This is a genomic window from Lactobacillus sp. UMNPBX6, from assembly GCF_002553975.1.
GTDB lineage: Bacteria > Bacillota > Bacilli > Lactobacillales > Lactobacillaceae > Lactobacillus > Lactobacillus gallinarum.
Genome location: NZ_PCZD01000053.1, coordinates 1 through 11,571 on the forward strand (window position 1 = coordinate 1; position 11,571 = coordinate 11,571).

Consider the following 11,571-nt stretch of genomic DNA (forward strand, 5'->3'; position numbering starts at 1 on the left):
TTTTATATTTTATCAAATCTCAAATCCTTTGTCAAGAACTTTTTTGATTTGTTTTCTGCCGCCTTGGCTCTCGCCTGACGACATTTAAATATATTACTCGTTTTGCTTTAACTTTGCAAGTCTTTTTTTCAAAAACTTTTTTAAAGCTCTCGAGCTCTTCGTCATCTCTCAAGACGACTTTATTAATTTACCCTACTTTCTCTTTTTTGGCAAATCCCTCTTTTGTTCGAGTTCTAATAGAAACGCTAGGCAACGTTGTAACATTATCACTTATTTTTATTTGCTTATTTAGCGTTAACTAATCTTATTTGCTATATAAAATAGCACTCTACCTTCAATTAACGAACTTTAGCTCTCATATTTTTATTTAAAATTTTTTCAAAAATACAAAAATAGCACCGCAATCCTGCGATTGCGATGCTATCAGATGCCATACTTTCGGCGAATTTCACGCTTTTGATCTCTTTCCTTAATTGTTTGACGCTTGTCATATTCCTTTTTACCTTGTCCTACACCTATTAGAACTTTGGCAAAACCGTGCTTTAAATACACCTTTAACGGAATAATGGCGATTCCACGTTCAGATTGTGCCTTAGCTAACCGTGCAATTTCTTTTTTATGCAAAAGAAGGCGTCTACTTCTTAAAGGATCATGATTATAACGATTGCCCTGCTTATATTCACTAATATGAACATTCTCTAAATAAGCAGAACCACCATAAATTTGAACATATCCATCACGCAAGTTTATTCTGCGTGCACGAATAGACTTTATCTCAGTCCCTGTTAATGCAATTCCTGCTTCGACAGTTTCTTTAATAAAATAGTCATGCCGTGCTTTTTTATTTTGTGCAATTAGATTATCATCTTTTTCTTTTTTCATTAAGAATCTCTCCTAATGTTTAAAGTTTCTCTGATTTCTTCTATTTCCTTGATTACGGCTGCGGTGATTACCACGACTATTATAATTGCTGCCACCACGGTGCCCGTGATTATTATGGAATCCGCGGTTACCACGACGACGATCGTTCATCCCTCGATCGTTATGCTTCTTCTTAGGAGCGTTAGGGTCATAAACTTCAAAGTCTAATTGATGCTGCTCAACGTTAGCATTAATCAAGGTAACCTTAATAGGCATCCCTATCTTATATTGCTTATGCGTACCACGTCCAGTTAACGTCAATGACTTTTCATTAAAGCTATAGAAATCATCCGTTAAATTAGAAATGTGTACTAAGCCTTCAACAGTATTAGGCAATTGAATGAACATACCAAAACTAGTAACTGATGAAACTACGGCATCAAAGTGTTGACCCACTTGATCTGCCATATATTCAGTCATCTTCAAGTCATTTACTTCACGTTCAGTATCGATTGAACGACGTTCTTGAGTAGAAGTTTGTTCAGCAACATCTGGCAAGTAACTAGCAAAATGCTTCTGCATGTCTTCGGTAGTTCCATTTTCTTGATATGCGTGAATCATTCTGTGCACCATCAAGTCAGAGTAACGTCTAATTGGTGAAGTAAAGTGAGTGTAGTATTTTGCTGCTAAACCAAAGTGACCCAATGCATCTTCAGAATAATGTGCTTGCTTTAAACTACGTAGCATCATCATTTGCACTACAGCTTCTTCTGGTGTACCCATAGTCTTAGATACAACCTTTTGCAAATCAAGTGGCTTGATATTCTCTGGATCAGCGTGAATATTTAAGCCAAATGCACTACAAAATTCGAAGAAACTCTTAATTCTTTCAGCATCTGGTGTTTCGTGAACACGGTATAAAAATGGAACATGCTTTCTAAAAAAATCTTCAGCAACAGTTTCATTAGCCATCAACATAAATGACTCAATCATTTTTTCGGCAGTACCACGTTCATGCAATACGATGTCAGTTGGCTTGCCTTGATCATCAACAATAATTTTTGCTTCTGGTTCTTCAAAGTCAATGGCACCACGTCTATGACGTTGTTTGTATAAAATAGCATGCAAATCAGCCATTTTTTCGAGCATTGGACGTAATTTTACATACTTGTCCTCTAAGCCATCCATTTCACCCTTTAAGGTCTTATTAACCTTATTGTAAGTCATACGACCATGTGAACGCATAACAGAAGGATAAATCTTGTAGCCTACTCTCTTACCCTCTGGTGTAATTTCCATGTCACAGGACAAAACAAGACGATCTACACCCTCATTTAATGAACAAATACCATTTGAAAGTCTAAATGGCAACATTGGAATAACTCGGTCTACCAAGTATGTACTGTTACCACGAGCAAATGCTTCTTCATTTAAAGGTGTATTTTCTTTGACATAGTGTGATACATCGGCAATATGGACACCTAAATGATAATTTCCGTTAGGCAATTTCCATAAAACAACGGCGTCGTCAAAGTCTTTAGAATCATCCCCATCAATGGTTACTGCAGGCTGATCTGTAATATCTACTCGACCTTTTTTCTCTTCTTCAGTAACATGATCAGGAATTGCATTAGCTTGTGCCATTGCATCTTCTGGCCAATCAGTACGAACGTCATGAGCAGAAACAATTGACATGATATCTACACCTGGATCACTCTTGTTACCAATAATCTTAGTAACTGCACCAGTCATAGATTCAGGATAATCTTCTTCAGGATAGTCCTTGATAGATACCTTTACCATGTCGCCCATCTGTGGGATCAGACCATTTTCGGATAAATATACACGATATTTGTGCAACTTTTTATTATTGCTTAAAGCATATCCAATAAAAGGACTGATCTTTCTTTGTTCATCAGTTAGTGGATGGAATTCACCGACTAAGCTTTCAAGGCCACGTTCTAGGATCTCTTCGATTCGACCTTCTGGTCCTTTGCCATTCCAAGGATTACCATCAGCAACAATCTTTACCTTTACTCGGTCACCATCAACGGCATACTTTGTGTAATCAGCTGCAATAAAAACGTCATCAACATTTTCATCGTCTAACTTTACAAAACCAAAACCCTTGTCATTGGCTTTAAAAATACCTTCGACGATTGTATCTGCTTGGGCTAATTGATATTGTCCCTTACCATCAGTAATAATTTTATTTGCATGTTCTAAGAAAGAAAGAGCTTTAATTAATTCAGTAAAATTACCCAATCTTTCACGACGCGCTTCTCGTTCAATTTGATCTACGCGAAATTGTTTTTGTGGATTATGGCGAAAAATTTCTAAAACACCGGCCAAAATTTTTTCGTTTTGTGCCATGTAATTAATCTCCGATCTTTTGAAATATAAAAAAAGCCTCCCCATCACTTTTGATCGGGAGGTACAAAATTTATTTTGTAGACATATAAGCTAGAATAATAGCAAAGACGAAAAAGAGAACCAATAAAACTGCGGTTACTTTTTCCATAAATGCCTCAAAACCACGTTTTTTGGTTTGACCACTAAAAACGGCACCGCCAGATAAGGCGTTCAATGCATCTTGTTGTTTTTGTGGCTGCATCATTGTTGCAATAACGATTAAGATTGAAACAATGATTAGTAGCGTCATAATTAAATTATACAATGCGCTGCCTCCAATACACACATACACTTACTAATAAATTTTATCACAAATTACTTATTTTTGCAGTTATTTTTTAAGTTCTGGCGCATCAGTCTTAAAATCTTTTTGTGTCGATTTTTGATGATTTTGATACCAGAGTGATGTCTTGCTTGGATCATCGAACAACCGCTTCAATGAAGTTGCTTTGTTATAATCATAATCCTTTGGCTTAACCGTAGTAAACCACTTTGGACGATAAAAGCGGAGCAAATTACCATCAATTACACGATCAGACAAAGAAAGCTGTGTTGTCACCTTGTTAGAAATTGCAGTAAGCTTTGCTTTCAATTTCTTATCAGGCTTAATTCTTTCCCCAGTCTTCGTATCATAATAATCACTGCCTACTTTAGAATATTCAGGAGTAATAAAATCGCCATTTCGTTGAGCAACAATTTGTGGTGCATTTTTGCTAAGCAAATCATAGCCAAACTGAATAGTATCTTTGTCCTTGATGCCTAATAGATTTAATAAAGTTGGCAAAACATCAATTTCACCACCATAAGTGTGATTAATGCCACCTTTTAATCCCTTCATGTGGAACATCAATGGGACACGCTGGAATTGCAGATTATCAAAATCATTGAAAGAATCTTTCTTAAGCAATTCAGCACTGGCTTTATGGTGATTACCTGAAATACCATAGTGGTCACCATAAAAGACAATCAACGTCTTTTTATCAAGACCAGTCTTCTTCATCCAACGCATTAATTCACCGATAGCCTGATCAAGATAATGCGCGGTTTGCACATAACCATCTACAGTTTCATCCCCTGTATTAGTCTTATCAATTGACTGATTTTTCTTATCCAAATTATATGGATAGTGGTTAGTAACTGTAATCATTTTTAAATAAAATGGTTGCGGTAAACGTTCAATATACTTAATTGATTGATCGAAGAAGATCTTATCCTTCAGACCATAACCGACATAATAGCCTGGCTTATTCTTAAAGTATGAAAGTGGCATGAAATATTGATAGCCGAATGATTTATACGCATTATCTCTATTCCAAAATGAGCCTGCACCACCATGCATTACGGCAGTCGTATAACCAGCTTGTTGATGCAATATAGCTGGTGCACTTTCAAAAGTATTAGAAGTGCCATAAGTCGACATGGCTGAACCTGATTGCAACCCAAACAATGAGTTTTCCAACATCATTTCAGCATCAGAGGTCTTTCCCTGACCAACCTGATTAAAGAAATTATCAAAACTAATCGTATCTTTTTGATGATAAATCTTATTTAAGTTAGGGGTTACTTCCTTGCCCTTCCATTTATAGCCAATTAAAAACTGTTGGAAACTCTCTAAGTGAATAACCAAGACATTTTTACCCTTGGCTACACCGTTATAAGCAGGATTAGGTTTGACATAGTTTGCTTTTAAGTATTGTCTAACTGAGCGTAGATCAGATACGTTAGCTTTAGCCATCTGCGCATTCGTCTGCGCCATCTTATAACCATCATAAATGGCATATTCATTAATGCCTAGATATTTAACAATATAATTATTGTCAAAAGTTCTAGTTAAAAGACCAGAACGATCTTTTTGCGCCATCAATAAATTAAGGCCCATTAAACTAACTGCCAGCAATTCTACTAATAAACTGACTTTAAGCTTTAAAGGACGTACGTCCATTTTGATGACTTTAGTGATTAATAAAACAATAATTGCGGCAATATCGATAAAGGCCAGAAAATCACTAGCTAAAGTAATTCCTGCAATACTTTTTCCTAAATTATCTGAAGTCGAACCTGAAGTTTTTATTATCGAAAATGACAAGAAATTCGAAAATTCACGATAATAAAGTATATTTGCAAAAAGCCACAGCGTTAGTAAAAAATCTATTACTAGGATAATCCAATATGACTTTCGCCCTTTAAAGAATAAGCCAATACCTAACAAGAGCATCCCTGATGGTATCGGGTTGATCAAAAGCAGAAATTGCTGCATTGGACCAACCACACCCAAATTAAACTTCGTTAAATATATAAAATATGTTTTTAACCAAAACAGTACTAAAACAATCGTAAAAAAGCCAAGTTTAGTTTGCGTTAACCATTTAAAAAAAGACTTGGTACGTTCCATTGCTTTCTCCTCTCATTACGATATTTTATCTTACTACTGATTTAAACAAGACGCATTTCTTTTAAGAAAAATTAATTACTTTCTGAACTTTTTATCTTTTTAGGTTTAAAAATCCAACCAAAGATACCTAAAATCATTCCGAAAAAGTAAGTTGAAAAGCGCCAAATAAACATTGCTAAAATCAAAGCACCATGAGAAGAAACAAACGTGGAGAATAAAGTCTGAAAACTGTATTCCGCACCACCAGATGCACCTGGAATAGGGATAATCGCCATGAACATAATAATCATAATATTCATCTGCGTGACATTAGCCCATAAACATGGCACATTTAAAGCTGTCAGTACCATAAATGGAATTGAATAAAAGAATAATAGCTGTAAAACAGTCAAAGTCGAAGCTACAATCAGCTTCTTTTTTTCTTTCTTCAATTTCTGACTTTCTGCATAAAAAGTATCAATCTTTTCTAAAGTAGCAGCACGCCATTTTTCAACACGCTCTTTTTTAATGAACTTTGCCAGCAAATTCATTAAAGCGTTAGTTGCATTCTTTGTAAAATGATAGGCAAACATGATTGCTAATAAGAAAATGATGGAACTAACGTGGATCAAAAAGCCGATTGCAATAAATATAGCTAGCCCCGCAAATTTAGTCATTACCATATGAAAGCCAAAGATAATCGTAAAGACATAGGCGAATAAAACTACGATCTGATAAATAATGAATTTCATTAATAGAATGGAAGTTGATCTACCACCTTCCATCCCCATTTGAATCATCGCTGCCAATTGTGATGGCTGACCACCAGTTGACATTGGTGTAATCGCATTAAATAAAGCCTGAATAATTGGAATTCGCAAAAATGACCATGCAGATCTTTTAGGCTCTTCTTTACGATGAGCTAATGTGGCTAAGATCCCCGCTTCACAAACATATGACAGAAGCATTAAGCCAAATACCATTATTAAAGCTACAATATTAAGACCATGAGCCGCCTTTAATATTTCTGATAATGGTGTTGACTTCAGATCCATATATAAGACAAAGGCACTGATTGCCAATACAATCAAGATGCCCCATAAATGCTTTTTATTCATTAATGAATTTGTCCCAATTCCTTGCCCAATTTGTATTGCTCATGATAAAAATCATTCCAAATATGGGCTAATCGGTCTTCTGAATATTCTTGACTTGCTTTAATAGACAAATCACTATATTTCTTCAACAGATGTGGATCGCTTTTGGCCTTTTGTAAAGCTTGATTCATTTCGCCGAAATCTTGGCCACTCATATAATAACCATCAATAATAGCCTTATATAAATCTAAATCACGCAGAAGTACTGGCGTGCCACAGCTAAATGCCTCCAAAACAGACATTGGGAACAATTCATCATATGATGGCAACACGAATAAATCAGCAATGTTCAAATATTTAACCAGTTTTTTGCGATCGACAATACCAGCAAAAGTTAAATTTTTAGGCGGATTATCTACCATGTCTTTATAGTGACTGTAGCCATCCGTAATCTTGCCAAAAGAAAAGCCACCTGCCCAAATAAATTGAACATCTGGATTAGCTTTTGCCATTTTGACAAAATCATCTATTCCCTTTCTTTCCTGAACTTGGCCATCGCCAAAAACTACAAATTTATCTAGCGGTAACCCCAATTCATGACGAAATGCATTTTTGCTTGCAAGTGATTCCTCATAAAATTCAGTTTTAGAAACAAAATTAGGAATGTACTTAACTTTATCGCGTTCAATACCATAATTGACCAATTTATCAATAAAAATTGGATTAACTACTACAATTTGATCCATGCGGTTATAAAAATCAATTACATATTGATAAAATACTTTTTTTGCAACGCCTGGTAATTTGATTGAGCCCTCTAAAGTATCTGGCAAAAAATGAACATAGCCAATTTTTCTACCACGTGCTGGTGAAAAACTATTAGCATAATAAGTTGGATTAATCGTATGGTAATGTGTTAAATCACTATTGCCATATTTATTTATTGTTACATAAAATTCATCTACTAAATGCGTTCTCAATAATTTAATTAATTCGTTATATGCTGAGCCGACCCCTTGACCTTTAACGGAATCAGCTTGTGAGAACATATTAATTCTAATCATCTATATCCTCTTTTTTAATCTTCTTCATGCTTGGGCTGATAATGATCAATTACATACTGATAAAAATCATGCACATTTGTAGCAAATTGATCCGATGAAATACTCTGCAACTTATTTTGCAATATTTCTTGTGGGATTTTTGCCCGTTTTTGCTTAAGCAAAGAAATAATTTCTTCTTGCATCTCTTGTTGCGTATTAAATCTTCGTCCAAAAATATCTTTGTCAAAGATATTTTCCGTATAATCAGTATCATAAACAACACAAGGTGTGCCGGCTGCTAAAGCTTCAACATATGTTAATCCTTGAGTTTCAGTATCACTAGCAGAGACAAAAATATCTGCCATGCGGTAGTAATTTCCTACATCTCCATGGTCAACATTTCCTGCAAAGATTACGTAATCTTCTAAAGTTAAACGCTCAATTTGCTCTTGGAGCACTTTAACATCTGGACCATCACCAGCGATCACAAATTTAACATTAGGCATTTCTTCTATAATTGCTGGTAATACATTCAAAATATGATTTATTTTTTTCTCAGCAGCAATTCTACTTAACGTCAATATAACTGGTGCATCTGCATCGATACCAAGATCTTTTCGTACATCACGATTTGCATCACTATTCATGCTCTGAATATCTACACCGGTAGGAATCACCCGAATCGGAATTTGGACACCGTAACGTCTTAATAATTCTTCTACTCGGCCACTAGGAGCAATACAGCCATCCATATTTTTTAAATAGCTTTTTACAAATTGCTTCACGTGATATGGCCGCAATAAATGTCCATTCAAAATATAATGCAAGTAATCTTCATACATCGTATGGTAAGTGTGAATAGCTGGAATATCTAGCTGATGAGCTACGTATTTTCCAATAGTACCCAATGCAAACTCAGTTTGAGTATGAACTATATCTAAATTGACTTCCTTAGCCACCTTAGTAGCTTCGAAAAGTCCTCTAAATGCAATTCTACGATCAGTAAACGAAACAAAAGGAATACTGCTAAAACGAAAGACATTAGGTTCAACTGTGCCTTTTTTTACATTAGGATCCGTTGTCGTAAAAATAAATACATTATGCCCCTGTCTTTCCAGCGCATCTTTTAACGTCTTAATAGAAGTAGCCACGCCACTTATCTGGGGAAAATATGTATCGGTATAAAGACCAATATTCATTTAAATACCTCCATATTTAGCATTATAAAGATTACTTAAACTAACTGCAATTTATAATGAAAAATTACAAATATATCTCAATAAACAAAAAAAGTGATTCAAAAATGAATCACTTTAAAATAATAGCGGTGATCGGGGTCGAACCGATACGTCCGTAATGGACACCAGATTTTGAGTCTGACGCGTCTGCCAATTCCGCCACACCGCCATAATATTAAATTAAATTATCAACTTATCTTGTTGATAAGGCGGAGGTCGGATTCGGACCGACGATTAAGGTTTTGCAGACCTCTGCCTTACCACTTGGCTACACCGCCATAAGTTATTAAATTATTTAGAATTGGGATAGCTGGATTCGAACCAGCGCATGTTAGAGTCAAAGTCTAATGCCTTACCACTTGGCTATATCCCAATACTAGGGCGGAATATGGGATTCGAACCCATGCATGCCGGATCCACAAACCGGTGTGTTAACCCCTTCACCAATTCCGCCATGAAGGTAAACAGGGATAGTAGGAATTGAACCCACATCAGCGGTTTTGGAGACCGATGTACTACCATTATACGATATCCCTATTATGGAGGAGGGTGGATTCGAACCGCCGAACTCAGAGAGAGCGGTTTTACAGACCGCCGCGTTTAGCCACTTCGCTACTCCTCCAGCTTGATGGCGCGGGACGGAATCGAACCGCCGACACAAGGAGCTTCAATCCTTTGCTCTACCAACTGAGCTACCGAGCCATCTTACGGTCCATGTGGGATTTGAACCCACGATCTCCTCCGTGACAGGGAGGCGAGATAAACCACTGCTCCAATGGACCAAATTGCGGGAGCTGGATTTGAACCAACGACCTTCGGGTTATGAGCCCGACGAGCTACCAGACTGCTCCATCCCGCGATATTATAAGGAGGATGTGGGATTTGAACCCACGCGCGGCAGAACCGCCTAACGGTTTTCAAAACCGTCCCCTTAAGCCACTTGGGTAATCCTCCATTAGCTGTAAGTACCAAAATATATTAAAATGGTAAATGACCCGTACGGGATTTGAACCCATGTTACGGCCGTGAAAGGGCCGTGTCTTAACCACTTGACCAACGGGTCATGTCTCTTAACGAAGAGCACTTTATTATAATAACTAAACAAGTTTTAAAAGTCAAGAACTTTTTTTATCTTTTAAAACTTTTAAGTCATCGATGTGATCCCTCAATCACAACGTATTTAATATTAATAGATATTAATCTAAATTGCAAGGCTTTTTTTCAATTTTTTTATTTTGCTTTTTTATATCGCCTATCGCCTATTTTTATAGCTTGTTATTAGCCAAAATAAGCCTCTATCCTGCAATATTGTCTGATATAAGGCTAATTTACGGTTATTTGGATACTAAGTCCTTTTTATTTAGTTTCTCTTCTGATATCGCAAATTTTTAATTCTGAGAATATTTATTTTCTGAGTTTTATAAATTCGCAGATTTTGGAAGTATTAGACACATATAAGACCTCATATATTTTTACTTACAGGTTTCAGCCCTTAATTTTGAATTTTTACGATATTATTGAAGCATTGAAATATTATTTGTAACCTGTCAGACGATTTGATATTCAATTTTTATTGCTTTAAATATAGCTTGGAAGCATTAAATATGTCTTGCTTACGCTCTTCAGATTTTTTACTAAATATAAGACTGTTTTATAGTCCTCCAATCAAAAGATACTTTTTCTCTTTCTTTCATCAACATGAGAAGCAATTAAAGCTGTTTTATCAGAACATAATGAAAAACAAAAAAGTCCTAACGCAGATTCAAAATCTTACGTTAAGACTTTTTAATTACGGAGACTGAGAGATTCGAACCCTCGCACCGGAATAACCCGATCTACACCCTTAGCAGGGGCGCCTCTTCAGCCACTTGAGTAAGTCTCCAATGGGCCTAAATGGACTTGAACCATCGACCTCACGCTTATCAGGCGTGCGCTCTAAACCAGCTGAGCTATAGGCCCATATAAAGCGGGTAACGAGAATCGGACTCGCGACTAAAGCTTGGAAGGCTTTCGTTTTACCACTAAACTATACCCGCACCTAATATAAAAAATGAATGGCGCGGGACGGAATCGAACCGCCGACACAAGGAGCTTCAATCCTTTGCTCTACCAACTGAGCTACCGAGCCATCTTACGGTCCATGTGGGATTTGAACCCACGATCTCCTCCGTGACAGGGAGGCGAGATAAACCACTGCTCCAATGGACCAAATTGCGGGAGCTGGATTTGAACCAACGACCTTCGGGTTATGAGCCCGACGAGCTACCAGACTGCTCCATCCCGCGATATTAATATACATATGTAATGGACCTTGTAGGACTCGAACCTACGACAGGACGGTTATGAGCCGTCTGCTCTAACCAACTGAGCTAAAGGTCCAAGTTTACAATATAGCGGCGGGGGGGATCGAACCCTCGACCTCCCGGGTATGAACCGGACGCTCTAGCCAGCTGAGCTACACCGCCAAAAATGTAACTAATACCATTTAGATACAATCGGGAAAACAGGATTCGAACCTGCGACCCCCTGGTCCCAAACCAGGTGCTCTA

Annotated in this window: 7 protein-coding genes and 19 tRNA genes; all 26 read right to left on the reverse strand. The window is 36.8% G+C overall.

Annotated elements, in window-relative coordinates; translation table 11 throughout:
* Positions 1-423: 423 nt before the first annotated feature.
* The gene (smpB, locus tag CP357_RS08075) at positions 424-882 is read right to left on the reverse strand and encodes an SsrA-binding protein SmpB (RefSeq protein WP_025006418.1); all 459 of its coding nucleotides are present in this window, start codon (positions 880-882) and stop codon (positions 424-426) included.
* Between the two features lie 12 nt (positions 883-894).
* A complete protein-coding gene (rnr, locus tag CP357_RS08080) occupies positions 895-3,234 on the reverse strand; it encodes a ribonuclease R (protein ID WP_098037028.1) in 2,340 nt (779 codons plus the stop codon).
* A gap of 70 nt (positions 3,235-3,304) precedes the next feature.
* A complete protein-coding gene (gene secG / locus CP357_RS08085; protein ID WP_003632304.1) occupies positions 3,305-3,538 on the reverse strand; it encodes a preprotein translocase subunit SecG in 234 nt (77 codons plus the stop codon).
* A gap of 66 nt (positions 3,539-3,604) precedes the next feature.
* Positions 3,605-5,665 carry an LTA synthase family protein gene (locus tag CP357_RS08090; RefSeq protein ID WP_098037029.1) on the reverse strand — a complete coding sequence of 687 codons (2,061 nt, stop codon included), beginning with the start codon at positions 5,663-5,665 and terminating at the stop codon, positions 3,605-3,607.
* A 71-nt stretch (positions 5,666-5,736) separates the two neighbouring features.
* Positions 5,737-6,762, reverse strand: a complete 1,026-nt coding sequence (locus CP357_RS08095) for a lysylphosphatidylglycerol synthase transmembrane domain-containing protein (RefSeq protein ID WP_087176877.1) — start codon at positions 6,760-6,762, stop codon at positions 5,737-5,739.
* Positions 6,762-7,805 carry a glycosyltransferase family 4 protein gene (locus tag CP357_RS08100; RefSeq protein ID WP_056945621.1) on the reverse strand — a complete coding sequence of 348 codons (1,044 nt, stop codon included), beginning with the start codon at positions 7,803-7,805 and terminating at the stop codon, positions 6,762-6,764. The genes CP357_RS08095 and CP357_RS08100 overlap by 1 nt, the downstream gene beginning before the upstream one ends.
* Positions 7,806-7,819: 14 nt before the next feature.
* Positions 7,820-8,983, reverse strand: a complete 1,164-nt coding sequence (locus CP357_RS08105) for a glycosyltransferase family 4 protein (protein ID WP_098037030.1) — start codon at positions 8,981-8,983, stop codon at positions 7,820-7,822.
* 123 nt (positions 8,984-9,106) lie between these two features.
* Positions 9,107-9,191, reverse strand: a tRNA-Leu gene (locus tag CP357_RS08110).
* A gap of 38 nt (positions 9,192-9,229) precedes the next feature.
* Positions 9,230-9,300, reverse strand: a tRNA-Cys gene (locus CP357_RS08115).
* A 23-nt stretch (positions 9,301-9,323) separates the two neighbouring features.
* Positions 9,324-9,395, reverse strand: a tRNA-Gln gene (locus tag CP357_RS08120).
* Positions 9,396-9,402: 7 nt separating this feature from the next.
* Positions 9,403-9,475, reverse strand: a tRNA-His gene (locus CP357_RS08125).
* Positions 9,476-9,487: 12 nt separating this feature from the next.
* Positions 9,488-9,558: transfer RNA gene (locus CP357_RS08130), tRNA-Trp, on the reverse strand.
* Between the two features lie 4 nt (positions 9,559-9,562).
* Positions 9,563-9,644 (reverse strand) — tRNA-Tyr (locus CP357_RS08135).
* Positions 9,645-9,651: 7 nt separating this feature from the next.
* Positions 9,652-9,724: transfer RNA gene (locus tag CP357_RS08140), tRNA-Phe, on the reverse strand.
* Between the two features lie 6 nt (positions 9,725-9,730).
* Positions 9,731-9,804, reverse strand: a tRNA-Asp gene (locus CP357_RS08145).
* Positions 9,805-9,807: 3 nt separating this feature from the next.
* A tRNA-Met gene (locus CP357_RS08150) sits at positions 9,808-9,881 on the reverse strand.
* An 8-nt stretch (positions 9,882-9,889) separates the two neighbouring features.
* Positions 9,890-9,976: transfer RNA gene (locus CP357_RS08155), tRNA-Ser, on the reverse strand.
* A gap of 37 nt (positions 9,977-10,013) precedes the next feature.
* A tRNA-Glu gene (locus tag CP357_RS08160) sits at positions 10,014-10,085 on the reverse strand.
* 729 nt (positions 10,086-10,814) lie between these two features.
* Positions 10,815-10,904 (reverse strand) — tRNA-Ser (locus CP357_RS08165).
* Positions 10,905-10,906: 2 nt separating this feature from the next.
* Positions 10,907-10,981: transfer RNA gene (locus tag CP357_RS08170), tRNA-Ile, on the reverse strand.
* A 6-nt stretch (positions 10,982-10,987) separates the two neighbouring features.
* Positions 10,988-11,058: transfer RNA gene (locus CP357_RS08175), tRNA-Gly, on the reverse strand.
* Positions 11,059-11,077: 19 nt separating this feature from the next.
* Positions 11,078-11,150, reverse strand: a tRNA-Phe gene (locus CP357_RS08180).
* A gap of 6 nt (positions 11,151-11,156) precedes the next feature.
* Positions 11,157-11,230 (reverse strand) — tRNA-Asp (locus CP357_RS08185).
* Between the two features lie 3 nt (positions 11,231-11,233).
* A tRNA-Met gene (locus CP357_RS08190) sits at positions 11,234-11,307 on the reverse strand.
* A 20-nt stretch (positions 11,308-11,327) separates the two neighbouring features.
* Positions 11,328-11,401, reverse strand: a tRNA-Ile gene (locus CP357_RS08195).
* Between the two features lie 12 nt (positions 11,402-11,413).
* Positions 11,414-11,487: transfer RNA gene (locus tag CP357_RS08200), tRNA-Met, on the reverse strand.
* Positions 11,488-11,571: the final 84 nt, after the last annotated feature.